Here is a 26,513-nt window from a genome sequence, read left to right as displayed (position 1 = left end):
CGAAAAGACCTAAGTGCTAGAGGTCATGCTGGTGGAGCTGTGTCTCGTGCAGACAGCATATTGCTGACTTGGGGAGGATTACCATGGTATCGAGTCAAGTTGCCCGTTACCGGTTGATCGCCGTAGGATTCTCGTTGATCGCCGCGATCTTTGTCGCGGGCCTTTTGATCTTTAATCAAAAAGTTAGCCGAGAGATGCTTCATTACCAGCGCCTGCTGGATCATCAAAAATATCTCGTTAAGGATCGCTTGGCGAGTGAGCTTGCGAGAGCTAAGGTCGACTTATTAGCCGTAAAGCTACAGCTTGCTGCAACGGATCGTCTTTCCGTCGCTTTTCCTTTTGACAGATCCTTACTTGAGCGAGAGTTTGCTCATCTTATGGAGAATGACCCTGCGGTTGCCAGCATGCGTTGGATTGATCGGCAGGGGATGGAGCAGGCGCGGGTTAATCGGTTAGCAAGCTCGCCAGCTGATCCTGTCTTATCTGCGGATCGTCTCCAGGATAAATCTCATCGATATTACGTTGAGCAGGCGATGTTGCTCGATCAAAATGAAGTTTATGTGTCTCCACTCGATCTTAATATTGAAAACGGAAAGATAGTTCAACCTATCGAGCCAACGCTCAGATTGGCGATTCGTACGGGTGAGAGAGAAAGGATGTATACGGGCCTTCTGGTTGTAAATTATAACTTGCAATCTCTATGGAATTCTCTCACTGCCGCTTCAGAAAATATCGCCATCACTGAGCTCATTGATTCTGATGGTTATCGATTATTTAGCACCTTTTCAAAGGCGATATCTTGGCGCCAGCTTAACTCAGAGTCGGCTCGATTGCCTGCGAAAGAAATAGTACGTATACAGCGATTGGCCGATTCAAGCGCACCGGAGAGAAGTGCAGATGAATTAGAGCACGTGAGTCGACTGGCGGTGTCTGGTGGAATCGAGTCGATCTACATCGTCAGTAAAGCTCTGCCGGACTATATTGAAAAGCTGTCGCGAAGAGCGATGTCTGAGACCCTCCCTCTGATTGTTTTACTGCTGATCTTAGCTGCCGCTATTTTTGTGGTTGTGTATGGCGCTCAACGGCGGGAAAGAGACCTGTCAAAGAAATTGTATCGACAGCTCCAAAAACTGGAAGAGAATTCTGCGTTGAAATGCTACTTCCTTTCGAGTTTGAGTCATGAGGTTCGAACGCCATTGACGGCGGTAAGTGGCGTTTTGGATCTTACTGACGCGGCATCTGTAACGTTAACGAGGAAGCAGAAAACGTACGTTCGTCAGGCAACGGAATCTCTGCTGTCTTTATCTTCAGATATTTTAGACCTAAGCCATATTGAATCAGACGATCTGGTGTTGACCCCCGCACAGCTTTCATTTGTACCGTTAATAGAGAAAGTTCTACTGCGCCAGCAGGAGGTTGCTGCGTGTAAACGAGTCACATTATTTTTGCAGTTGGAAGAGGGGATACCGGAAACATTGGTTGCAGATGGTAGGCGAATCGAGCAGCTTCTCAACAAGCTGTTGGACTATGCTCTGCGGTTTTCGCGCGCGGGTGACATTATTTTTAGAGTCGCTCCGGAATTTATTGGCAAAGACCAAGTGGCGCTGACATTTTCTATCGATGCCAGTGACTCTGCTGTATCTGCGGACGAGCTTGGGTTAATGCTGAATCCAATGAGATTGAACTCGAGCGAACACAGTAAGTATCGCAATGCCGGTGTCGGCTTGTACCTAGCGAATCGTCTATTGGGAGTGATGGAAAGCCACATCGAGATTGAACAAAGTTCAGACGTCGGTGTGAACTATCGCTTTTCCCTCATGCTGCCTTGGCATATAACCCCTCAACAAAAGCAGCTGTTAACGGCAGAGCTTCCGGCGGATATCGCATTGTTGATCGTCAGCGACTCCGTTGCCTTTATAGAATCTAGTGTTAGCCTCCTGTCTCTATATAAAGTGAGGGTCGATTCAGTGGGTAGCTCATCATTGCGAGAAGCCTGTTCGAAGGACGAATTTGACTTGATATTGGTAGATCTTGATAGCGTCTCAGAGAACATACAACCTGCTTTTAGTGCACGATCTAAAATCCGCTATTGTGGTTCATCTTCGCGCTTGTCGGAAGCTTCCTCGCAAATAATGCAAGGGGTTAATGTTCCTTATTTAAGTGCGCCGATTCTGCCTAGGGATATTCTACAGTTGTTATACCAAGAGGGCTTCCTAGGAGGTAGATCATCCAACGCCGTTCAAGTGAAGGCTCGTAGTGAGTGCCTGGAAGAGTTTGTGACGACATTACCCGGAAACGATATCGCAAAAATTTTACTGGTCGAAGACAACGCTGCCAACCGCAATGTTATTACAGAAATGTTGCAGCGCCTTTGTCTTGATGTGGAGGCTGTGGAGACGGGGTCGGCTGCAGTCGAGTGCATTCGTCAATCTCACTATGATTTGGTGTTTATGGACATCCATATGCCCGTTGTCGATGGTCTGACGACAACGAGAAATATCCGGCAGTTGCGCTCAGAAAGAGAGCTGCCCATCTACGCACTATCTGCGATGACTGCACCGGATGATTTCCATATGGCGAGAGAAGCCGGCATGAACGGTTACCTGGCAAAACCTGTGCAGATCCCAGAACTGAGAGAAATTTTGCTTAGGCATTTGCCCAATGTTTTGAAAATTTCGATTGCCAGGGAGGAGTCAAGAAGCAACCAAACGGTGTTTCCGGATGCGGCAGCACAGGACTCCAATGGTCGTAAACATCTTATGGAGGCCCTGCGTCGAGATCCGGATTTTGATTTGCAAAAATTGCCTCCAGCGTTAGCAGATCCTTCTCAGTTTGAACGAATGATAAACGCATTTCGTAAAGACCTGCAGCCGTTATTAATTGCTTGGCACAGAGACGGAGCTGGGTGGGATGTCAGCTATAAACAACGAGTAGCACATCAGTTAAAGGGTGCCGCAGCGGCAATAGGGGCTGGTGACCTTGGAAGACAGGCCGAAGAGACGGAACAGATGGTTCGCGCACGAGGCGACATTGATATCAGTCCGTTGATGGAGGCGCTGGAGGTCGTATTGCAAAAGGTCGCTAGTGTATGATTTCCTCGTGCTGCAAAGTCGTTGAATATTTAACAGCATCTTGGCAGTTTAATACGGATTTTTGATTACGATTTGAGGACAGAGCTTCATCGAAATTGTTATAGTGCTCTAGTGTGGTGATAAGCGAAGGTAGGTCACTTGAGTCTCGCAAAACGTAAACGTCCTCGGATAGCAGTTATTGATGATGATAGAAGCTGCTTAGAAGTTATGTCGGCTGTCCTGAGTTCGATGGGGGAGGTTGTGATTTACTCCAGTGGCGTTGAAGGTCTGAAATCCGTTATTGCCGATCCTCCAGATGTGATTTTGTTGGATGTGAATATCCCCGATATGGATGGCTTTTCCATCTGCGAAAAAATCAAAAATAACCACAATACCCGAAATCTACCGATCATTTTTGTCACCGGTGAGGGCGATCTTATTTTTGAGCAGAGAGCCTTCAAGGCCGGCGCTGTCGATTTTCTGCAAAAACCCCTGTCTCTGGTTCGAGTAAAGTTGCGGGTCAAAGCACATTTGGCGCTAAAACGCCTGACAGATCGTTTTGAAGAAATGTCGCAAACGGATTATCAGACCGGACTGGCAAATCGGCGGGCCTTTGAATCAGAATGGTTGAGAGAGTGGAATCGAGTTCAGCGCAAACGACAAAGTTTGGCGCTTTTTCTGATTGATATTGATCATTTTAAAGAAGTTAATGATCAGCATGGCCATTTGGCTGGCGATCAATGTATCGAAGCTTTGGGTGAGCTGCTGGGTAATCAGTTTCAGCGAGCTGGGGAGGTGGCTGCTCGCTTCGGTGGCGAGGAATTTGTCGTTCTCTTGCCCGATACCAATCGAGATTCGGCGGTAACTCAAGCCGAGCGCTTATTGGATCTGGTTCGTGAACTTCCGATCGATTTGCCGATTGGTCGGCAATTGCGAGTGTCTGTCAGTGTAGGAGTCGCAACCATCGACTTTTCCACCGGCGCTGTGGCGTCAGAAGAAGAGGCCTATCGGGTTTCTCAAAGTGACAGCCTCAAGGAGATGATGGCGGCAGCTGACGATGCACTCTATCAGGCGAAGTCTTCGGGGCGAGATTGTTGGATTCAGATCAATTGTGCCTGCGATGAACGCCTGGGAGATGACGAATAGCGCGGGCATCACAGCAACGTTTGCTACGAATTAGGTGATGTGATGCCGCGGGTACAGTCGGATGACTTACGAAAGGTCTTTTAGTAGAGCGTCCCAGTCATAACTGGTGTCGCCAATCACATAGAAAAACGGATTTAAGATATCGTCTTTCTGGTTGTAACGAAGCAGATTCAGATCGATATCCACCACTTTGCCACCTGCTGCTTCAACCACGGCTTGAGCGGCTGCGGTATCCCACTCGCTGGTCAGCGCCAGGCGAGGGTAAAGGTCGGCAGCACCTTCAGCGACAAGGCACAGCTTCAGTGAGCTTCCCATGTTTTTGGTTTCTGTCGCGCCCAGTTGAGTGCTGATCGTATCGAGCAGTTTTTCGACGGCTTCGGCGCCATGGCTGCGGCTGGCGACCACTTCGATTGGCTTGCCGGCGGCTTTTACATCATCGATTTTACGGGTTTGGATCGGCTGGCGTTGGCCTTCAGCAATCTTGAACGCGCCTTCGCCTTTGACGCCTGCGTAGGTAATGTCGAGCACGGGAACGTATACAACACCGAGGACCGGAACCCCATTTTCCACCAACGCAACGTTAACGGTAAATTCACCATTACGTTTGATAAACTCTTTGGTGCCGTCCAGAGGGTCAATAATCCAGTATTTAGACCAGGCAGAACGGACGGCAAACTCCGGTAACTTACCCTCTTCAGAGAGAACGGGGACGCCGTCAAGCATGTCGGCCAAGCCCGGTGCTAAGATTTTGTGGGCGGCGAGGTCGGCTGCGGTAACAGGCGAGTTGTCGGCCTTTTTGTCGATTTCCATGCCCTCACTGGCATTGTAAACTTCGATAATGGCATCGCCGGCGCGGCGGCACAGATCAATGACCTGATCAACGAGGGTTTGGCTCACTATAATGCTCCTGCTAGATAAATTTAGGCCTTAAAACAGACGACTAGTATACAGAGACTTGTGCATCCCTACATGAGGCAACCGCCTGAAATTCAAATAATGGTATCGGCATTTTAGATGATTGATTGGCATGATATAGACACGGTACTGCTCGATATGGACGGTACTCTGCTGGATCTTCACTATGATAATTACTTTTGGCTGACCCACTTGCCCCTGCGATATGCCGAGATACATGGTGTTCCTGAAGCTGAGGCAAGACAGCATTTACACGGCTTGGTGAAAAAGCTAGAAGGCACGTTGCAATGGTACTGTCTTCAGCACTGGTCTGATTTGTTGGAGGTTGATGTTCGGACCCTCAAAGAAGAGGTCCGCCATAAAATTCGAGTTCGCCCTCATGTTGACGCTTTTCTCGCCAATTTACGACAGAGCGGTAAGCGCGTTGTTTTGGTGACGAACGCACATCCGGACAGCTTAGATCTGAAAATGGACGTGACTGGATTAGCGGCGGCACTTGATCGATTAATCTCCTCCCACGAATATGCGGCGCCTAAAGAGTCGGCTGATTTTTGGCGCCAACTCCAAGACGCGGAGCCCTTTGATCCTGAACGGACATTATTCGTGGACGACACGGTTCGAATACTGGCGGCAGCCGATCGGTTTGGTATCCGCCACTTGCTGTGCATGCACCAGCCGGACAGCGAAGGCGAGCATCGCCAGATTGAAGACTATCCTGCGATTCACCACTTTGATGAAATTATGCCAATACCCCATGGATAAAGTTCGAATCGACAAGTGGCTTTGGGCTGCTCGCTTTTTCAAAACCCGTAACCTTGCCAAACAAGCCATTGAGGGCGGCAAGGTTCAGTGTGATGACCAGCGTGTGAAAGCCAGTAAAGAGGTCCAGTGCGGAATGTGCTTGCGAGTGCGTCAGGGCTGGGACGAAAAAGTGATTAAAATCATCGCTTTGTCAGATCAACGGCGAGGCGCACCAGAGGCCGCTAAACTCTACGAAGAGACGCAGGAAAGCGTTGAGAAGCGAGAGCTGGCGGCGGCCCAGAGAAAAGTCGTCCGCGGTGATGATTGGAACCTGGTCGGACGGCCCAACAAAAAGCAGCGTCGCCAGATTCACAGATTTAAAAACCGTCGCGAAGACGGTGACGGCTGGCCTGAATAAACCCTTGGGCCGAAACGAATTCAGGTGTGAGGCTGTTGGAGTACTGATGACGACAAAGGCGCGTATTCTGGGAGGGATAGTTCTCCTGTTTTGGATCAATGTCGTTACTGCCGACGAGGTGGCGTCCATTGAAGATGCGGTGGTTAAAATCTATACAACGACGGCGCCCGCAGATTACTTCACTCCCTGGTCGCTACTGAATGCCCGTCAGGGCAGCGGTTCTGGCTCAATTATCGACGGCCAGAAAATTCTGACGAACGCTCATGTTGTTGCCGATGCCACCTATATCCAAGTGCAAAAACACCGAGGATCAAAACGTTATCTGGCAAATGTGGTGTTTGTTTCCCACGCCGCTGATCTCGCGTTGCTGGAGGTCTCTGATCCGGATTTTTTTACGGGTATCAAACCCCTACCCATTGGAGAGTTGCCTGCACCGTTACAAGAGGTGGCCGTGTTTGGCTACCCGTCGGGAGGCACGACGCTCGGCGTAACCCGTGGCGTACTGTCGCGGGTAGAACATCAGCGCTATGCTCACAGCGGCGGATATTTTCTTTCTGGGCAGATAGACGCAGCCATCAATCCGGGGAATAGCGGTGGACCAGTAGTGTCACAAGGTCAGCTAGTCGGTGTGGTTATGCAGGCCAATGTCGCCTCTCGAGCTGAAAATCAGGGATATTTCGTGCCACCCTCCATCGTGAGACACGTGTTGAAAGATGCTGCGGATGACCAACAGGGCGGCTTTATCGAGTTGGGTTTTCGTACACAGGATCTTGACAGCCCAGCAGCGCGGGCACGTTATCGGGCGCCGGATGATGGCACGGGGGTTTTGGTCGCTCAGGTTTTTGAAGGGTTTCCTGCTGCGGGGCATTTGCAGCAGGGTGATATTATTGTCGCCATTGACCAGCAGCCTGTCGCTGAAGACAGTACGGTAGAAGTTTTACATGGCCAGAGAACCAACTATAAATTCCTCTTGGATCAATTTCATCCAGGTGATCGAGTAACGTTAGACATCATTCGAGACGGCAAACCTCACTCGCTGGAGCTGCTTGCGCAGGCGGGTAAGCGGGAGATCCCTGTCGTAACGCCCCAAGCCTTTGATGAAGAGCCGCAGTATTTGGTTTATGGGGGTGTCGTCTTTGTGCCGCTAAATATGAACCTGATTCAGCGGTGGGGCAATCAATGGCAGCGCCAAGCGCCGATTGATTTTCTTTATTCCCGCAGCTTGAATACAGACGACGAACGGCAACAGCTCGTGGTAGCGTTGAGAGTCCTCGCGGCCGATGTGAACTTGGGTTACCACGACTGGAAAAATTGGATAATTCAAAGAGTTAACAATCGACCTGTCCGCAACTTCGCGGAGTTTTGTCGCTGGATGACTGAGGCGCCGAGGGAATACACCGTGTTTAGCGACGAGCGTGGTTATCAAATGGTTATTCGCCACGATGCTGCCCAAGAGTCCGAATCTGAATTACTGGCGCGCTATCGAATTGAGCATGCCTCGCGCTGTGTCGCGCCATCTGGTGAAAAATAAGTCAATGAGCGCTGTTTTTGCTTCCAGGGCTGGTCGGCATGTCGATCTGGAAATCCGATAAAATCCCCGCCATCACCGCAAGTTCTAACCCCTTACATGGTATGATTGCGGTTTGTGTGTCGCGCACCCGATGCAGCGAATTTCAACGACGCTTGTTACGTCTTTGAGACGCCTGATCCGCGACGTCAATTCTTTGCGGTAGGGCCGCAGTGCAGGGTTATATCATGGCAAGTAGTGATCTTTTACATCGTTTTCTGTTTGAGGAGCTGGATGTTCGTGGCGAGCTGACAACGCTGGATCACAGCTACGCGCAAATGCAGGAAAACAACGCTGATTTGCCCGAGCCTCTGCAAAGGTTGTTGGGCGAGCTTGCCGCAGCGGCAGTACTACTCTCTAGTTCCTTGAAATTTAATGGTATTTTGACTCTGCAAGCCAAGGGTAGTGGGCCGGTTTCTCTAATGATGGCGGAATGCACGCATCACAGTTCTGTGCGAGGAATTATCCAGTGCCGCGATGGTGAAGAGATGTCTGTACCAAGCAGCCGGATATTGACCGATCTGGTGAAGGACGGCGTTCTCGCCATTACCATCGAGCCAGAAAATGGTGAGCGCTATCAGGGGGTTGTGCCTCTGGACAAACCGACACTGTCTGAATGTTTGGATTTCTATTTCGCTCAGTCCGAGCAGTTGCCGACACAGCTGTGGCTCGGGTGTGATGGTACCCTTGCGGCAGGTCTGTTGTTGCAGTCTTTGCCAAGACAGGTAACCGATGCGGAAACTCACGATGAGGCCTGGGAGCGTGTCACGACACTGGCGTCTACTATCACCGATGAAGAGTTGCTGGGGCTTGCGCACAGCGAGTTACTCTACCGATTATTTCATCAGGAAAAGGTCCGTCTTTTCGAGCCAGCGTCCATCCGCTTTGAATGTCGTTGTTCCCGCGAGCGCAGCGCCAACACACTGATTTCTTTGGGCCGTGAAGACGTAGAGCAAATCCTGCTGGAGCAGGGTGCGATAAGCATCAATTGTCAGTTCTGTAATCAAAGCTATCTGTTTCGCGAGGAAGATCTGGATTCCCTGTTTGGCAGCGGCGACCACCCACTGCATTAAAGTGAATCAGACTTCGCGTTACTCGACCTCAAACCAATGGCAGGAAACTCTATGGGATACTCTGAAGAGCTCGATCAGAGAATCTATAACGAATTAAGTGTGCCTGAGCTCGTAGAGCAGGCGGTGGCTCGAGGAGAGGCGCAGCTCACGTGCGACGGGGTTCTGGCATTGCCGCCTGGCGATCAGGTAGGTTGGTCCGTAGAGGATCGCTTTATCGTCGCTGAGCCCTCAACGGATGAATACATAGAGTGGGGTGAATTTAATCGCCCATTTACCGTTGATCAGTTTGATGCATTGTGGACACGAGTTGAAGAGCATCTGGCATCGGTAGATCACTTTGTCTCGTATCTCCATGTTGGTAATGACTTACATCACTACATTCCCTTTAAACTGGTTACAGAAACCGCATTTCATAGCCTTTTTGCGCTAAATCTTTGTTTGGATCTTGAGTCCTACAACAGCCAGGGCAAAGAGGAATGGCGTGTCCTGCATGCGCCGGGCTTTCTCTGTGATCCCGAGCGAGATGGCACCTCTTCAGAGACTGGCGTCGTGATTAACTATGCTTTACGACGTGTCTTGCTGGCGGGAAGCCATTACGCGGGCGAATTGAAGAAAGCTTTGTTTTCGGTGCAGAGTTTTCTTCTGCCTGAGAAGGATGTTTTGCCGTTACACTGCTCGGCCAATCAGGGTGAAAATGATGATCTGTGTATTTTCTTGGGGCTTTCGGGTACCGGGAAAACGACCTTGGCTTGGGACTCCAAACGCCGGTTTATCGGCGATGATGAACATGCTTGGGGGCGGGACCAGTTTTTCAATCTGGAAGGTGGTATCTACTTGCGCACGGCTGATCTAGATCGTCAGACCGAGTCGTTGTATCAACGAGGATACCGCTTTGGTGCTCTGCTCGAAAATGTCGCCTTGAGCGAACAGCGGCAGACCGAACTTGAAGAGTCTACGGTATTAGTGAACGGGCGCCTGTCGTTCCCGCTCAGCTTTCTTGGTGACGAAGACGCAGGCTCTCTGGCTACGTCACCCTCTTGTATTATTTTACTCACTTGTGATCTGTACGGCGTATTACCGCCGGTTGCGATACTGACGCCGGAAGCCGCCGTGTACCATTTCATTGCTGGCTACAGTATGCGACTGTCTGACAGTGAAGCGGGAGCCGAAACGGGCGTCGAGCCGACGTTTTCCGCCGGTTACAGCGCTCCTTTTATGCCGAGATCTGCCTTGGAATATGCTGAATTGTTGAATAAGCGCCTGGCGGAATCCGAGAGTCACATCTATTTGCTGAATACCGGATGGCGAGGAGCGCAAGGGCATGAGCGAATGCCGCTGGCATTAACCCGGCGTCTGGTGACGGCCTGCCAGCAAGGGGAGTTTCTCGATCAGCCTACACGTCAATTACAGCCGCTCAATTTAGTGATACCCGCCACCCTGGAGGGTGTAGACACGGCAGAATTAGATCCGGCAGCCAGTTGGCCTTCCGCAAGTGAATACGAGGCAGCTGCGTGGAAACTGGCTGCACGCTTCGCAGGGTATATGGATAAATTTGACGTGAGTTCAGCCGTTCTGGAAGCCGGTCCACTCTTGATACGTTAGTTGTCTCGTTGTTCGTTGAGCCAGCTTTCCAGAATTAAACGTGCAGCGATGGAATCGACTGGGTCTTGAACATAATTGCCTCTGTGTCCTCGCTCATCTGCTTGAGCTTTGGCGTCACGAGAGGAGAGACGTTCATCCTGCATATGAACGATGATGTTAAAGCGGCCGTGTAATCGGCGACCGAATTTTTCCGCTCGGGCTGACAGCTCGCTGCTGCTGCCATCCATGTTAAGAGGCAGGCCAACAATTAACGCCTTTGGCTGCCATTCATCGAGCAATTTTGCAATCTGATCCCAGTTTGGAATGCCATCGCGCGCGCGCAGTGGTGCTAATTCAGACGTGATTTGTGTTGCAGAGTGGCCACTGGCAACGCCAATCGAGCGCAAGCCAAAATCAAATGCTAGCAGTTGCACGATTGAAAATACGCCTTTAGGCGTGGCCTGCGGTTGCGGATATCAAGTTGAGATCAATGCCGAGGCTGTGCGCAGCGGCGGTCCAGCGCTGCTCCAGCGGCGTGTCGAAAACAATGCGGCTGTCTGCCGGAACCGTAAGCCAGGCGTTATTGGCAATTTCCTCTTCAAGTTGACCTGCATCCCAACCTGCATAACCCAGTAGGAATAATCGCTTTTGCGGGCCTTCGCCATGGGCCATGGCGGCAATGATGTCTTGCGATCCGGTCAATAAAACATCGTCCGTCAAGTCGACCGTCGAAGCCCAGCGTTGTTCAGGGGAGTGAAGAACAAAACCACGATCGGTTTGAACTGGCCCTCCTGAAAGCGCCGGCTCTTGGAAGTCGGTGTCTGGGGTTGGGAGCCCCATTTGATCATAAACTTCATCCAGCATCATCTGCGAAGGCTGGTTTATTACCAGGCCCATAGCGCCATCTTCTGTGTGATCACAGATGAACGTGATGGAATGGGAAAACAAAGAATCACTGAGGCCGGGCATGGCAATCAGGAAGTGATTTCTTAGAAATCCCTGCTGTTCCGTTGAAGAAGGTTCGGTCGGTTTCATAGAGGTCAGTATTGGGATCTTGTGCAAGGAAAACAAGTCTTTTATGCATAACTACCGTAAAGGGCAAAAATCAGGAGCCGGAATGTCTGGCAGAGACTCCCGTCAATTCAAAATGCCAGGTACGAATTATTTCGATCTTGTCTGTTTGATCCCCAATTTCTTCAGGAAAAGGCGCGAACGGGCTGGCCATTCTAACAATACGCAGAGCCGCTTCATCAAGCAGTGCATGTCCGGAGCCTTGCAGGAGTTCAACGTCACTGACGGCGCCATCTCGGGTTAGGGTAACTGCAAGTCGAAGACTGCCAATGAGGCGTTGGGCAATCGCTTCCGGTGGGAAGTTTTCATTGCCGACACGCTCAATACGCTGTGTCCAGTCGAAGAGGTATGCGGCTTCCGGTGAGCCTTTCGCGGCTACGGAGGTAATTCTCTTAACCCTTGGACCTTCTCCGAGCGCTTGGCGTTGGCGGTCGAGCTTGGCCCGCAGGCTGGCGATTTCATTTTGCAATGTCATCTCCTCACTTTTTGTGAGGTTTTCCTGCTGCTCTTCAGCCGTTAGAGTCAGGCGAGCACTGAATTGGCTTTCGCCCACTGTCGTGACGGGCGATGACGCGCGTTCCGACGCATCGGAGTGTTGAGACGCCGCCGCTGCATCGCCGGCTTGTCGGATAACAGTGTCTGCAATTTGGGCTTGCTGATCTGTGGTGAGTTCCTGTGTTTTATGGCCGTCGCCGCTGGCTTCCTGATTATGTTGAGCCAGAAACTCAGCATGATCAGGAAGCTCAGAACTGCGCTGGGTCGTAAGCGTAACATCCAGTGAGGGGATGCCTTCTCGACCGAACTTCTCATCAAAGGTAATGCCCAGGATCAAAATGGCATGCACGGCAGCAGCCACAAACAATGTAAATGTCAGGCGGTCGCCACTTTGACTGGCAGCGGGCGTCAATGTACTCATGAAATTTGTATGCGCTATTTCTCAGAATGGTTGGCGGCCAGGCGCGCTTCGATGGCAAGCATCAACTGCTCGCCAATATTGGTATTGAATGCCTTATCAATTTCCCTGACGCAGGTGGGGCTTGTTACATTAATTTCTGTCAGATAGTCCCCGATGACATCCAGTCCGACAAAGATAAGACCTTTCTCTTTCAGTGTAGGCCCGACCTGCCGGGCTATCCAATAATCCCGCTCGCTGAGTGGCTGTGCAACACCGCTACCGCCGGCTGCCAGATTCCCTCGGGTTTCGCCATCTGCGGGTATTCTGGCCAGGCAGTATGGGACAGGTTCGCCATCGATCATCAAAATGCGCTTGTCGCCTTGCTTGATGTCTGGCAGATACACCTGAGCCATGATCAATTGATGGCCGTGATTCGTCAATGTTTCCAGAATAACACCGATGTTGGGGTCGTCTGCTTTGCAGCGAAAAATACTGGCTCCCCCCATGCCATCCAAAGGCTTGAAAATGACATCTCCGTGACGTTTATGAAATTGCCGCAACAATGAAGCCTTACGGCTAACGAGCAGCTCAGGACAACACTGGGGAAACTGTGTGGCAAAGACTTTTTCATTGCAGTCGCGCAGGCTGCGAGGGTTGTTGACGATAAGCGTGCCACTTTTCTCCGCCGCTTCCAGAATATAGGTGCTATAAATATATTCATTATCAAATGGCGGATCTTTTCTCATTAAAACGACGTCGAGCTCGCCCAGAGGGCCGGACACCATTTCACCCAGTTCGAACCATTGATCCGGGTTGGCGAAAACCTGTAACGGACGCATTTGTGCTGACGGGACGGCGCCGTCGAGATAGAGATCAGCTTGCTCCATATAGAAGAGCTCAAATCCACGCTCTTGAGCGGCCAGTAACAGTGCGAGTGTGGTGTCTTTTTTGAAGTTGATCCCAGCAATGGGATCCATTACTACGCCGAGTTTGGATGTCATGGGAAATTGTGCCTGATGACTGCAAAAGAAGCGGCTAGTTTAATCTTCTGGAGATGCAAATCAAAACATGGTTAAAGCGGCACTGGATTTTGACGGCGACAAAGATTGTAAGGCGTACCTCGATAAGTGTGAGAAACAAATCACAAATTCTCGGAAGGGTTCCGCGGCGTGGTTTATATTTAATTTCAGCGGTGTATTTTTTGATAAGGAATTGACTGCAGGACAAGACCCCAGCAGGGACTAAAAGGGTTGTGTAAACGGAGCGATACCGCCACCACAAACCGGTGCCTGCCGCATGCATCTGACGGTCATAGAACTTAGCTACAGGTCAACAAGTGATGGAAATGAGTCTGGAAAATCTTAAGGTAATGGTTATTGACGACAGTAAAACCATTCGCCGTACTGCAGAAACCCTTCTCAAAAAAGCCGGCTGTGTGGTTGTTACCGCAACCGATGGATTTGATGCATTAGCAAAAATCGCCGATACCCGGCCAGATATTATCTTCGTGGATATCATGATGCCGAGGTTAGACGGCTATCAAACGTGTGCGCTGATCAAAAATAACAGCGAATTCAAAAATATACCGGTGATTATGCTATCCAGTAAAGATGGCCTTTTCGATAAGGCAAAAGGCCGGATCGTCGGTTCTGATCAGTATCTGACGAAGCCTTTCAGTAAAACTGAGCTGATCGGCGCTATCGAGGAGCACGTCAAGGAAACGGCGGTTTCCTAATATAAATACTTAAAAGACTGCCAGCTTACGAACATCTGGCAGCAGTTTCGACCTGATATATTGATTTCTGAGTGCAAAGGTATGGCAAAAGTACTAATCATCGATGATTCTCCAACGGAAACTCATAAGCTGACGACGATACTTCAGCGCAACGGTCACGAAGTTTTAGTCGCTGACAGTGGCGAAAAAGGTGTCGAAACGGCAAAAGCAAAGCACCCGGATTTAGTACTGATGGATATCGTTATGCCGGGACTAAATGGCTTTCAAGCGACGCGGCAGCTGAGTAAAGCACCTGAGACTAAAGATATTCCCGTGATTATCGTAACCACCAAAGATCAGGATACGGATCGCGTCTGGGGATTACGTCAGGGCGCGAAAGCCTATTTAACAAAGCCGGTAAATGAAAAACATTTATTGGAAGCCATGTCTCAATTCATAGCATAAGGCAATAGGGGCAGCAGGTGTCTTTAGGCGGTTCTACATCACAGACAGCAAGTGAAACACCTTTTCGTATGCTCGCGGCAATCGCCGCGCGAGCAAAAAAAAGTGCTCGGGAACTACCCGCTCAAAATGACGTTCAAGTTCACTGGAGCGGGATTGGTTTCGAAATTCTCGGCCATGCACTCGTGGCGCCAATGAGTGAAGTGAGCGAAATGCTAGAAGTACCTGCTTATACCCGTTTGCCGGGTGTACAGCCATGGGTTAAAGGCGTTGCAAACGTTCGAGGTCGGTTGTTGCCACTATTTGATCTGCCCGGAATATGTGGTGACAAATTACGATTATCCAGAAAATCCCAGCGAGTCTTGGTTATTGAATTCGGCGAGGTTTTTGCCGGTTTGGTTGTAGATCGAGTCTTGGGTGTTAAACACTTCTTTCATGAAAGCTACTACCCTGAAGAGATGCCGGTTGCGGAATCCTTAAAGGGGTTGATGCAGGGCGGCTTTTACGAGAATCAGGAAGCTTGGCCCGTTTTAAGTTTTCAAAAATTACTCGAAGATCCTATTTTTATGAATGCTGCTGCCACTCAGGCAGGCGCGTAATCGTGAACTTAACAGACACAGTTCAGCGCTATATAGCTGAAAGGAAAGTGGGCAGCAGTGGATTGCTGATTGTCCGTTCAGGAGAGAAAGATGAGCAATAAATCGAAAGGCTTTTTCGCAGCTGCCAAAGACAATAAGTCTATGGCGGCACTTGTCGTGGCGGCAGTTTTGGCGCTGGGAGGGACCGCTTTCAGTGTCTTTACAGTGCAGAACAACTCCGCTCGTGATCAGGTCTATTTGAATACTACGGCCGAGCTTAGAACGCTTTCTCACCGTTTGACGGTTCTATCAGAAGAGGCGACCTTAGGAAGTGAGATGTCGTTCGATAGACTGCAGCGCATTCTGACGAACATGTCCAGCTATTGGCAGCAACTGGAGAACATGGACTCTTCTACAAAAATTGCATTAGCCAGTGAAATTTCTGCGGTGAACTCAGTCTGGGAGAGAGCTAAAGGCAACGCTGAGACGATCATCAACAACAAAGATACCATCATGTTTATGACGGGTGTTGCTCGTCAATTGAACGAATTACTGCCAGAGCTGCAAGCTCAACAGAGTCACGTCAACGAAGTGCTTTTGGATCGTGGGGCGTCTCCTTCACAAATTGCGATGGCGCAAATGCAGTCGCTACGTATCGAACGTATCAGCCGAAATATTGAAAAGATGCTGTCAGGTAGCCGTGGATCAGCGGATGCAGCAGATCAGTTTAATCTCGATGCCAATCTGTTCGGCAAGGTGTTAACTGGCATGCTGGAAGGCGATGCAGCAATGTCGATTCCAAGAATCAATAACGCTGAAGCTCGTGAAGAATTGCAGGCGATGAGTGATAACTTTTCGGTTATCAATGACTCGATTCGTGAGATCTTTGACTCCTCATCAGCACTGTTTGCAGTGCGTCAGGCGTCTCAGGATGTGCTGCGCGATGAATCAGAATTCTTGAGTACTATTGCCGCTTTGGCGACAGGTGTTTCCGAGTACGGACCCCAGCGCCTGCCAAACAACATGACGACCATGGCGGTCGGTGGTGTAGCACTGATTCTGTTGTTTCTAGCTGGTTTAAACATCTATGTAGTGACTAAGCGTCGACTGGAAGAAACAGCGGCTACCAACGAAAGAAACCAGATGGCGATTTTGCGATTACTGGACGAGCTGGCTGATCTCGCAGACGGTGACCTTACTACCAGTGCAACGGTAACTGAGGATTTCACGGGTGCTATTGCTGACTCTATTAACTACACCATTGACCAGTTGCGGGTACTGGTTTCGCGGATTACGGAAACATCTGAGAGTGTATCAACCGCAGCTCAAAAGACGCAGAAAAACGCGCTCCAATTAGCCGAAGCATCAAATAATCAGGCGCGGGAAATCGCAGGAGCCTCTTCCGCGATTAACGATATGGCAACCTCAATTGACCAGGTATCTGCAAACGCAATGGAGTCAGCTTCGGTTGCGGAACGGTCAGTATCGATCGCGAGTAACGGTTCAAATGTGGTGAAAAACACCATTCACGGAATGGATACCATTCGTGAGCAGATCCAAGACACGTCCAAGCGTATTAAACGATTGGGTGAATCGTCACAAGAGATTGGTGACATCATCTCTCTGATTACCGACATTGCTGACCAAACCAACATTCTCGCATTGAACGCGGCAATCCAGGCAGCCATGGCGGGTGATGCTGGTCGAGGCTTTGCGGTGGTAGCGGACGAAGTTCAGCGATTGGCTGAAAGATCTGCCGCGGCAACTAAGCAGATTGAAGCGCTTGTCAAAACCATTCAGAACGATACCAACGAAGCGGTTATCTCCATGGAGCAAACCACTTCTGAGGTGGTTCGCGGAGCAAGACTGGCACAGGATGCAGGTGTTGCCCTGGAAGAAATTGAAAGTGTATCGACCAGCCTTGCAGATTTGATTCAGAAGATTTCGAACGCTGCACGTCAGCAAGCGGGCTCTGCGAATCAAGTGTCCAACACCATGAACGTCATTCTCGATATTACTTCTCAGACATCAACTGGCTCATCAGCAACGGCGGAATCCATTGGTAATCTTGCCGAGATGGCGGTCGCACTGCGTCAATCTGTTGCCGGCTTTACATTGCCAGAGTCTTCTGCGAACTCTTCAATGATGGGAGATTCAGGCTCATCAACATCCAGTGAAATTGACATGGATATGGATTTTGATCTTGATGAAGGCGCTATGGTGGAAGAAAACCGGGCCTAGATCTGATCGCTCTGTTGCTGAAATCCTATCTGAGTTTAGCAAGCTAACGTCGAGAGTTTTCTCCAGGTAGGTGCATCACCGAGATGCCATTAGTCATCTCATTCGAGTCAAGTATGCTAACGCCTCGATGGTCGAGGTGTTTGCCAACCCTGAAAAAGGGGAATACCGAATTATGGTAGATAGACATCAACGAATCGCTTTAGGATGGGTCACGGCAGAGCTGGACGCTTTGTTGAGCGAAGCGCGTACCTGCCTCGAAGACAATAAGAAGAACGAAGCTGGGGCAGAGGGTCTGTCACCTTGCCATGACGCACTGCGTCAAGTGCGTGGCTTTTTGCAAATGGTTGAGCTGCATTCTGTTTCGCTTATGGCCGAAGAGATGGAGCTACTCTGTGCAGCGTTGATCGACGGCACTGTGGCCGATATCGAACACGGGCGAGAGTTTTTGATGCAAGGGGTGGTTGAATTACCCCTGTATTTAGAAAAGATTAAAAATGGGCAGATAATCTCTCCTCAAACGTCGTTGCCATTGCTGAACGGGCTTCGAAATTTACGTGGTGCAATACTGTTTCCCACCAGCCAATTTTTCACTCTGGACTTGGATCCGGATCGAGAAATTCGCGGAGAAAGGGACCCCTCTGCCAGCAACGATGTTCAATACGAGTCGGTTTTACTCAAGTTGCGGAAAATGTTTCGCCTCGCTGCATCGGCTCTGGTTAAAGGAAAGCGCGACAACGAAACCCTAAGTTATCTCAAACTAGCTATTGAAAAACTGGCAGCATTAACCTCCGGGACACCCAGACATGAAGTCTGGTGGGTTGCCCAAGCCCTGTCTGAATATATTCTCGATAATGAAGACTCCGTAGACCAGGAGGCAAAGGGAGTACTTCAGAGTCTCGATCGGGAGATCGCGCTGCTTGAAACCGGTGGTGTTGCGGGCCTGGATAAGGCGCCGAAAGATGATCTTCTGAAAAGCCTGCTTTTTTTCCTGATGCGGCTCGAGCCTAAAGGCGAGCGACTCACAGAAATCCATGAACTCTATAACCTTGCAGAAGCGGCGCAACGTTACACGGAAGAAATGGAATCCGTACAGCTAAATGCACCGGATACTGAAACACTTAAGACTGTTACCGTCGCAGTTGAAGAAGAAATGGCGGAAATTAAGGGGCTTTTGGAAGCCGCGGATACAAATCAGGCAATGGCCCAGGTGGCAGTTGCCCTGCGCAGGCTGGCGGATACCCTTGCAGTATTGGGATTTGCCGAATCGCGTCATAGGCTGACTCAGTTAACGGAACAGTTTGCTGTCTACGAGGCGGAGCCCGAATCAGAAGCCAAAGTCGACCGAGATCAGATTCTTTCTGCCGCGGAACAGCTGGTTGATATCGAGCACGAACTGTACGCGGCAATTAACAGTCGTGCCACAGGAAAAAACGCCGGTCAAACCGCAGAACTCTATCAATTGCAACAAGCTCAAGAGAGTGTTCTTGGCGAAGTCGGAGCCGATCTGCAGGAGATACGGAACAGCCTGACAGATTTTGTTTCCGAGCATTTCAATCGTGACAAAATTCAAGATCTGCCAGAGATTTTTGCCAGACTATTCGGCTGCATGGTCATTTTGGAGTTGATTAAGCCAGCACAATTGACCAAGGCTTGTGGCAACTATCTAGAAGAAATTCTCTCATCCGATGGCGAGCCGGAATGGGAGAAGATGGAAGCCCTTGCAGATATTGTCAGTCGACTCGAGTACTGCGTTCAGCTGCGTAAAATCGGTGTCGTTGAAGAGCCCGAATTGCTTGAAATTGCAGATAAAAGCTCGGTTCAGCTCGGTTATCCAAGTTCTGAGATTACCGTGGCTCGAATTAGCAGTGATGCAGAGGCCGATGACGCTGTCGATGTTGCACCAACGGACTCTGTAGACGAGGAGCAAGAGACTGAGCTGGATGCGACCGTGACGGAGGCGGAATCCTCCGAAGCCGTAGAGGCGGCAACAGATACTGTTGAAGAACCGGAAGAAGATGAGATCGACGAGGAAATCCTTGAGATTTTCGTTGAAGAAGCCGGGGAAGTTCTTGAAGCCATCGATGAATTTTTCCCCAAGTGGGCAGCCGATTTTGGCGACTCTGCGTCATTGGGTGAATTTCGTCGAGCCTTCCATACCCTGAAAGGCAGCGGCCGGATGGTCGGAGCAGACACGATTGGTGAACTGGCTTGGGCTGTGGAAAACATGCTGAATCGCATAATCGATGGCGCGATTTCTCCGTCAGCTCAGTGCAGCGAATTGATCAGTCGAGTGCGCGCGCTTTTGCCTGAGCTTATTGACGCTTTTGAAAATCGTCAATCTGCGCCACAACCAGACTTGGTCGAGCATCTTAGAGTGTGTGGAGAAGCGATCTCGAAAGGTGGGTCACCCAATCTTGAGTTTGGCGCTGAACAGACTGATACCAATGAGGCGGCGACACCTGAAGCAGCACCCGAGGCTGTTATCGACGAGGTGGTTGTAGAAGAACCGATCGCAGAAGTTTCAGAGACAGTCACAGAAGTTGTCGCTGAGTCACAAGCTGACGAAGCCGACATGTCTGACGATTCAACCGATACGGTCTTGCTTGAAATTTTCGCAGGCGAAGCGCAGGGCCATCTGGATGTCATGCGCGAATTTACCGCGCACATGAATGCTGCGGCACCCAGTTATGCGCCGCCTACGGATGATCTACAGCGCGCATTGCACACGCTGAAAGGCAGTGCGCACATGGCAGAAATCCATGGCATTGCGGAGATGGTGACGCCGTTGGAAAAGCTCGTGAAAGAGTTGCGAGCGCATCAGCTGTCCGTAAATAAAGATTTTATGCAGTTGCTGGAAGCCTACTGCAGCGGTATTTCTGATCTCCTCGCTGCGATTGAACAAGGGCGCAGTGATCCAGAACCCGACAACGAACTGGCGAGCCGAGTCGCGGGTGTGCGGGACAGTGTTTTGCGAGATGCAGAGGCCTCCGCCGGCGAAGATATGGACGCCAGGGTCGATCCCAAAGTTCTGGCCATCTTTATGGCGGAAGAGCTGGACTTGATCATCCACGCAGACGAAATTCTTCCCGAGTGGCGTATGGCGAAGCAAGGCCCCGAGGGCCCTGGAGCCATGCTGGAAGAATTGGGGCGTTTGGAGGAAGGGGCCGAGCAGGCGAATCTCCCGCCTGTTGCTCAACTTGCTGCGAAGATTGCAGACATTTATCTAGCGGCCGACGAGAACCTCACAATTCTCAGCGATAGCGATTTTGATCTATTGATCTCCGCTCACGAACAATTGTTGGATCGTGTGGATTTGGTCGCTGCGGGTCAAAATATTCCAGACCTTGATGCTGATTTCGTCAGTGCTTTGGAAGAGATCGTCGAGGTTTGCAGTCGTCCTGCATCAGATGTCGACAACGCGGATGCCGAGCAGACTGAAATTCCTGTGGAAGGTGAGCTGTCGGCTGAGGAGGTTAACGCCACCCCAATTGAAGAGGTTGCCGAAAACCTGATTCCAGAAACGGATCTGGAAGAAGAAGTTGTCGAAATCTTCCTCGAGGAAGTGGATGACCTTCTAGAAGAAATTGAATCGGCTATTCAAGCTTGGCAGGAATCTGGCAGTGAGGCCGACAATGAATTGCTGCAACGTGCACTGCACACCTTTAAAGGTGGTGCCCGTATGGCAGGGCTCAATACGTTGGGCGAAGCCGCACACGATTTTGAGTCGGAAGCCATCGCCGCACTAAGAACGTCAGATGCCATTGCCTTCGATCACTTCTATAAGCAACTGGATCGCCTTTTTAAAGGTGTCACACAGCTGAAAGGGCGTACAGCGGCACCGGGCGAAGGGGCTGTTGAGGCTGTTGTCGTTCCAAACGAAGAGATTGTCGCCAGTTCCGAAGATGTGCCTAACGCGGAACAACCTGCAGTGGCTGACATCGAGAATGCGACGTCGGATGTATCCAGTGACGTAGGAAACTTGATTCCAGAAACGGAACTCGACGAAGAAGTTGTCGAGATCTTCCTGGATGAGGCTGATGACCTGCTCGAAGAGATTGAATCAGCGATTCAGGCGTGGCAGGAATCCGGTACTGAGGAAGACTGCGAGCTCCTGCAAAGAGCGTTGCACACCTTTAAAGGTGGTGCTCGCATGGCAGGTCTTTACACTTTGGGTGAATCTGCCCATGTGTTTGAATCCAATGTCATTCTAGCGTCGAGACAAACAGAAGGTGTTGAGTTTAAGACATTCTTTGTTGAGTGGGACAAGTTATTCCAAGGTGTCTCTCAGCTGAAAGCTCGTCAGGAACAGGATGCTGGCAAGTCTGAAGTGCCTGTTGCTGAAGTTAAAGACGCTACAGATGAATCGACAACGTCGGTTCCAGAAGTGTCGAACGAAGAGGTTGTCAACGCGCTGGAAGATGGCGTCGATCCAGAAGCTCTGGCCATTTTCCTCAAAGAAGCCCACGACATCATGTGGTCGATGAGCTCTTCTATCGCTTCCTGGAAGAGAGAGCCAGCGGCGAGATCCAATGCCGAGCAGCTGTTGCAGGAGTTGAGGAGCTTTAAAGGCGGGGCACGGCTGGCGGGGCTTATGCAACTTGCTCATACCACGGAGCAATTTGAAGGGGCAGTAAACGGACTTAAACAGAGCAGTCACCTGGATAAGGGGGCCATAGATACTCTTGCCGAATGGCTGGACACTCTGAAGAAGAGTCTCTCGGATATCGAAGCCTCAGCCCCGAAAGGGGCGGAACATCGAGCCGCGACAAGCGACGCATTGCACCAGGGGCAGGCCCCAACAGAATCGAACGACGACAGCTTCCCCGGGAAGCCTTCCCCCCCTGTGGACAACGTTCTCCCATTCGTCCCCAAAGGAAAGCCCGCCCCAAGAGGAGCCCCGCTCCCTGGGCTACCTGGAGGTGGACACTACACGGGAGAAACCGGCGCGGTGGCTTCGAATCTTGCCACCGCCACTGCGCAGGCCCGTCGATCGGCTCCTCAAGAAGCTGTTAAGGTAACCGCCGAGCTTCTTGAGGAACTGGTAAACCTTGCGGGTGAAACATCAATTACCCGCAGCCGTATCGAAGAGCAGCTCAGTGAGGTTGGTTTCGCCATTGAAGAAATGGACGCGACCATCTCCCGCCTGCAGGAACAATTGCGACGCCTGGATATTGAAACCCAGGCGCAAATTGTATTCCGGCAGGAGCAAATGGAAGTTTCCGATGATTTCGATCCTCTGGAAATGGACCGCTACTCTCACCTCCAGCAACTCTCGCGTTCGTTGATTGAATCCGCATCGGATTTGACGGACTTGAAGATCACTCTGATCAACAAAAAGCGAGATACAGAAACTCTGTTACTGCAGCAATCTCGAATTAACACCGACCTTCAAGAAGGATTGATGCGTTCGCGCATGGTGCCTTTTTCACGCCTGGCACCGCGGCTCAAACGAATTGTTCGCCAAGTTGCTGGCGAATTAGGTAAAAATATTGAATTAGATTTCGCAAACGTTGATGGGGAGATGGATCGCACGGTTCTGGAGCGTATGGTTGCGCCGATGGAACACATGCTACGTAATGCAATCGACCACGGTATCGAAAACCTCAAGCAACGTCAGGCAGCGGGCAAACCAGAAACCGGTAGAATTCTGATTTCATTCGAGCGTGCCGGTGGTGAAATTGTATTGCGTCTGCGTGATGACGGACGTGGAATTAATCTTGAAAAGGTACGCCAAAAGGCGATAGATCGCGGCTTGATGAAAGAAGACGCCGATCTGGATGACCACGCCATCATGCAGTTTATTCTTCACGCCGGATTCAGTACCGCCGAATCTGTAACGCAGATTTCCGGGCGCGGTGTTGGTATGGATGTGGTTAGCTCTGAAATCAAACAGATGGGCGGAACCGTCAGTATCCATTCGCAACAAGGCAAGGGAACGGAATTCGAAATTCGCTTACCTTTCACTGTGTCGGTCAACCGTGCATTAATGGTTGCCATTGGTGATGATCACTATGCGATTCCTTTGAATACCATCGAGGGTATCGTGCGTGTTAGTCCGTTCGAGCTCGAGCACTATTATCAAGATCCCAACGCGCGCTTTGAATACGCCGGTGAGTCTTATCAAGTGAGATATCTAGGGTCTTTGTTGAGATCAAATGCACAGCCGAAGTTAGACAGTCAGATATTGCCGCTTCCCGTTGTGCTTGTCAGGACATCGGCAGCGACCGTCGCTGTTCAGGTTGATGCTCTTTTGGGTAGCCGTGAAATTGTTGTGAAGAGCCTCGGACCACAATTTGGCAGTGTCCCTGGAGTATCAGGAGCGACGGTAATGGGGGACGGCAGCGTCGTTGTTATTCTCGATCCACACGCACTTATTAGGCAGGATGCAGCGACGGCGTTTGCGGCCATGCCAAACTTATCTTCGGTCGAGGCAGATAATGATGAGGATCGCGCTCGAGTCGTTATGGTCGTGGATGACTCTGTGACAGTCAGAAAAGTAACCAGTCGATTCCTCGAGCGTGAAGGTTTTGAAGTCCGCACGGCAAAAGACGGTGCTGATGCCATACTTCAATTGCAGGATTTTATTCCGGACGTCATGTTGCTTGATATTGAGATGCCACGAATGGATGGTTTTGAAGTGGCAAAAACGATTCGGACCAGCAGCCGGTTGAAGGATTTGCCAATCATTATGATTACCTCTCGTACCGGCGACAAACATCGTGACAGAGCCTTATCACTCGGTGTAAATGACTATATGGGCAAGCCTTATCAGGAAGATAAGCTCCTAGCAGCGATAACTTCCCTCGTTGGTACAGGCAGCCATGAATCCCTCGAGAACTGAAAAAAGTAAATTTTCAATGCAAGCGGGTGTATTAACCTCCTGTCACGTAGACACTGGCGTGTTAGAGGATATCCTTCGGTCAAATGGTCTCCAAACCTCGCTAATTTTGCGAATTGACGAGCAGGGGTCTTTGTCTGAAGAGGTTCCGGAGGAGGGTATTGGCCTTTGGATACTGATGCTTGGTGATAATGAAACCTGTCCGGAAGAGCATGAATCCAAGTTATTGAACTGTCCGAACGTCATGATATTGGACGCGCCACCAGCCAATCCAGATGATGTGTACGATGCTCTGGTCTGGCGTCGGCGGGTCACCGATAAATTGCTACAGTTGCCTGGCTTAATGCGCTGGCGAGAGGAATCGCGGCCAAAGGCCGCATTTATGTGGCTGGTGGTTGCAGAGGGGCGGGGTGCCCGTGACTCGGTGAGTGAGTTTTTTCGCAGTTTACCAGGTGGAAGTGAAGCAGCGGTCGCGGTCTACATGCACACGACAGAAGTCGATGTGACAGACAGCTGTCAAATGCTTCGTGGTGTTTGCAAAGACCCAATTAAATTAGCAGAGCATGGCGACGTTTTTTCGCGGAACGAAGTTATTGTCTTGGGGGATAAAAATGTTGAATTTTATCCTCGTGGAATATTGGTTGAGCGTCCCCCATCCAGCGAGAGGCCTGGTCGTGATGGCCCCTCGTTCGATCAGTTGATGGCTAATTTTGCTCGCAGCTACGGCGAACATTGTGGCGTCATCATTTTAAATGGAAACGGCAGTGATGGTGTTCGCGGCGCTCGATTGATGAAGTTGGGGGGTGGACAGGTATGGGTTCAATCTCCATCGAGCTGCGTTTTGGGACGCTTACCAGAAGCCGTTTTGGAGCGTCAGGGGGTGGGCTTTATGGGAACACCCGCAGGGCTCGCAATTCAGTTTGGAAAATTCATGGAACAAGTGAGGTCGAAGACCTCCGCTAGGATGATGTGATGGCTAGTTTGGCTGAAACAATCGATCAAAATGTGCAGGATGACCTTTCCTGTCTAATGATTCCCCTGAAGCAGACAAAACTGTTGCTACCTGGGGTCGCGGTTGCGGAAATCGCACCCATTGCCGCACCGTCGCTTATTTCGGATGCGCCCCCCTGGTTGCTAGGGTTTTACCAGTGGCGTAATCAACAGGTTGCACTGGTAGACTTTGAATGCCTCCGCTCTGAGGCCGAGGAGCCGGTGTTGACCGAGCCGAAACGTATTGTGGTGCTGAATCGTACTGGCTGGAGCGGCTCAATTTCATTTTTTGCGGTGGTTGCAGCGGGCATTCCTCGATTGACCCAGGTGACGGAGGACAACTGCCTGGAAGACAGCGGCGTTGAACTGACGGGTTGGGAAATGGCCGCTTTAAGTTGTGGGGGAGAAAAAGCCGTTATTCCAGATCTGGTGGGGCTGGAAAAAGCTGTGGCAATGTTTACTCAATAGGGGTAACGGTCGACAAATCGCCCCAAATGAACTGCAAAATACTGACGGCGGTCAGTGGGGCTGTTTCGGTACGAAGCACTCTCGGTCCGAGTGCCAGGGGGAGATACCCATTTCCTCTGGCGGCTGTAATTTCATCATCAGTCAATCCGCCTTCCGGTCCAATTAACAGGGCGACGGAATGAATCGAAGCGGTTGAATCCAACGCCTCTGCTGCGCGATGATCCAAAACGAAACACGCGTCTGCGGTGGTTTCGCGAATCCACTGAAGGGCGGTCACCGGCTTTTCGACACACATAATTCGGTTGCGTTGGCATTGCTCACTGGCTGAAATGACAATCTGCTGCCAGTGGTCCAATTTTTTATCTAATCTTTGACCGGTTAACTTAACCTCGCTGCGTTCGGAAAACAGCGGTGTGACATGTGAGACGCCGAGTTCTGTCATTTTTTGCAGAACCATATCCATGCGTTCGCCTCGGGAGATTCCGATACCGACATGGATCGACAGAGGCGATTCACGATCTGCGGTCAATACCTGTTCGATGTGTACTATTGCCGATTGCTTGGCAATCTCAGTAAGCGTCGCGTGGTATTCACACCCATCACCATTAAACAGTATGAGCTCTCTACCGGCGCGCATCCGCAGAACACGACCCAGGTAATGGGCAGTTTTTTCCGGGAGTTGCACGTCGTCACAATGTGCGAGAGCGGCTTCCGTATATATTCTGGGGATACGCACGAGTAGAT

20 protein-coding genes are annotated in these 26,513 nt (G+C 50.5%); 14 read left to right on the top strand and 6 right to left on the bottom strand.

Annotated features, from left to right (window positions below; translation table 11 throughout):
- Positions 1-83 precede the first annotated feature (83 nt).
- Entirely contained in the window at positions 84-3,092 is a 3,009-nt protein-coding gene (locus ACXAFR_RS13690) for a response regulator (RefSeq protein ID WP_475177792.1), read from the top strand.
- 138 nt (positions 3,093-3,230) lie between these two features.
- Positions 3,231-4,217: a GGDEF domain-containing response regulator gene (locus tag ACXAFR_RS13685; RefSeq protein ID WP_475177789.1), complete on the top strand. Its 987-nt coding sequence runs from the start codon at positions 3,231-3,233 to the stop codon at positions 4,215-4,217.
- A 66-nt stretch (positions 4,218-4,283) separates the two neighbouring features.
- Here ACXAFR_RS13685 and cysQ read toward each other — a convergent pair whose 3' ends face one another.
- Positions 4,284-5,114, bottom strand: coding sequence for a 3'(2'),5'-bisphosphate nucleotidase CysQ (gene cysQ / locus ACXAFR_RS13680; protein WP_475177787.1), 831 nt, complete (start codon positions 5,112-5,114; stop codon positions 4,284-4,286).
- Positions 5,115-5,231: 117 nt separating this feature from the next.
- On the opposite strand from cysQ, the gene yrfG reads away from it, so the two are divergent.
- The 5 genes from yrfG (at position 5,232) to ACXAFR_RS13655 (ending at position 10,533) form a co-directional block, all read left to right on the top strand.
- On the top strand, positions 5,232-5,894 hold the full coding sequence (yrfG, locus tag ACXAFR_RS13675) for a GMP/IMP nucleotidase (protein ID WP_475177786.1): 663 nt from the start codon (positions 5,232-5,234) through the stop codon (positions 5,892-5,894).
- Complete coding sequence (locus tag ACXAFR_RS13670; protein WP_475177783.1) at positions 5,887-6,291, top strand: RNA-binding S4 domain-containing protein; 405 nt, start codon at positions 5,887-5,889, stop codon at positions 6,289-6,291. Before yrfG ends, ACXAFR_RS13670 begins: the two co-directional genes overlap by 8 nt.
- A gap of 46 nt (positions 6,292-6,337) precedes the next feature.
- On the top strand, positions 6,338-7,822 hold the full coding sequence (locus ACXAFR_RS13665) for a S1C family serine protease (RefSeq protein WP_475177782.1): 1,485 nt from the start codon (positions 6,338-6,340) through the stop codon (positions 7,820-7,822).
- A gap of 224 nt (positions 7,823-8,046) precedes the next feature.
- Positions 8,047-8,931: an Hsp33 family molecular chaperone HslO gene (gene hslO, locus ACXAFR_RS13660; RefSeq protein WP_475177779.1), complete on the top strand. Its 885-nt coding sequence runs from the start codon at positions 8,047-8,049 to the stop codon at positions 8,929-8,931.
- Positions 8,932-8,982: 51 nt separating this feature from the next.
- Entirely contained in the window at positions 8,983-10,533 is a 1,551-nt protein-coding gene (locus ACXAFR_RS13655; RefSeq protein ID WP_475177778.1) for a phosphoenolpyruvate carboxykinase (ATP), read from the top strand.
- On the opposite strand, the gene ruvX is transcribed toward ACXAFR_RS13655, so the two are convergent.
- From ruvX to gshB, 4 genes are all read right to left on the bottom strand, one after another.
- A complete protein-coding gene (gene ruvX / locus ACXAFR_RS13650; RefSeq protein ID WP_475178372.1) occupies positions 10,530-10,949 on the bottom strand; it encodes a Holliday junction resolvase RuvX in 420 nt (139 codons plus the stop codon). The genes ACXAFR_RS13655 and ruvX overlap by 4 nt on opposite strands.
- A gap of 13 nt (positions 10,950-10,962) precedes the next feature.
- Complete coding sequence (locus ACXAFR_RS13645; protein WP_475177776.1) at positions 10,963-11,547, bottom strand: YqgE/AlgH family protein; 585 nt, start codon at positions 11,545-11,547, stop codon at positions 10,963-10,965.
- Between the two features lie 70 nt (positions 11,548-11,617).
- Positions 11,618-12,499: an energy transducer TonB gene (locus ACXAFR_RS13640; RefSeq protein ID WP_475177774.1), complete on the bottom strand. Its 882-nt coding sequence runs from the start codon at positions 12,497-12,499 to the stop codon at positions 11,618-11,620.
- 14 nt (positions 12,500-12,513) lie between these two features.
- The gene (gene gshB / locus ACXAFR_RS13635; protein ID WP_475177773.1) at positions 12,514-13,479 is read right to left on the bottom strand and encodes a glutathione synthase; all 966 of its coding nucleotides are present in this window, start codon (positions 13,477-13,479) and stop codon (positions 12,514-12,516) included.
- Between the two features lie 338 nt (positions 13,480-13,817).
- Here gshB and pilG point away from each other — a divergent pair, with 338 nt between their 5' ends.
- The 7 genes from pilG to ACXAFR_RS13600 all read left to right on the top strand — a co-directional run bounded on the left by pilG (position 13,818) and on the right by ACXAFR_RS13600 (position 25,769).
- Positions 13,818-14,213: a twitching motility response regulator PilG gene (gene pilG, locus ACXAFR_RS13630; RefSeq protein WP_475178370.1), complete on the top strand. Its 396-nt coding sequence runs from the start codon at positions 13,818-13,820 to the stop codon at positions 14,211-14,213.
- A gap of 81 nt (positions 14,214-14,294) precedes the next feature.
- On the top strand, positions 14,295-14,657 hold the full coding sequence (locus tag ACXAFR_RS13625) for a response regulator (protein ID WP_475177771.1): 363 nt from the start codon (positions 14,295-14,297) through the stop codon (positions 14,655-14,657).
- 17 nt (positions 14,658-14,674) lie between these two features.
- Complete coding sequence (locus tag ACXAFR_RS13620; RefSeq protein WP_475177770.1) at positions 14,675-15,253, top strand: chemotaxis protein CheW; 579 nt, start codon at positions 14,675-14,677, stop codon at positions 15,251-15,253.
- A 90-nt stretch (positions 15,254-15,343) separates the two neighbouring features.
- Positions 15,344-17,473: a methyl-accepting chemotaxis protein gene (locus ACXAFR_RS13615; RefSeq protein WP_475177768.1), complete on the top strand. Its 2,130-nt coding sequence runs from the start codon at positions 15,344-15,346 to the stop codon at positions 17,471-17,473.
- Between the two features lie 172 nt (positions 17,474-17,645).
- Entirely contained in the window at positions 17,646-24,314 is a 6,669-nt protein-coding gene (locus ACXAFR_RS13610) for a hybrid sensor histidine kinase/response regulator (RefSeq protein ID WP_475177766.1), read from the top strand.
- Between the two features lie 16 nt (positions 24,315-24,330).
- Positions 24,331-25,284: a chemotaxis protein CheB gene (locus tag ACXAFR_RS13605; RefSeq protein WP_475177765.1), complete on the top strand. Its 954-nt coding sequence runs from the start codon at positions 24,331-24,333 to the stop codon at positions 25,282-25,284.
- Positions 25,284-25,769 (top strand): chemotaxis protein CheW, encoded by a 486-nt coding sequence (locus ACXAFR_RS13600; RefSeq protein WP_475177764.1) that lies wholly within the window; start codon positions 25,284-25,286, stop codon positions 25,767-25,769. The genes ACXAFR_RS13605 and ACXAFR_RS13600 overlap by 1 nt, the downstream gene beginning before the upstream one ends.
- Here ACXAFR_RS13600 and ACXAFR_RS13595 read toward each other — a convergent pair.
- A complete protein-coding gene (locus ACXAFR_RS13595; protein WP_475177761.1) occupies positions 25,759-26,505 on the bottom strand; it encodes a 16S rRNA (uracil(1498)-N(3))-methyltransferase in 747 nt (248 codons plus the stop codon). The two genes, ACXAFR_RS13600 and ACXAFR_RS13595, sit on opposite strands and share 11 nt — an antisense overlap.
- Between the last annotated feature and the right edge of the window lie 8 nt (positions 26,506-26,513).

Source organism: Pseudomaricurvus sp. ABR4_320 (assembly GCF_056159445.1).
The sequence above is the reverse complement of the archived record's forward strand: the minus strand, read 5'-3'. Positions and strand labels throughout refer to the sequence as shown.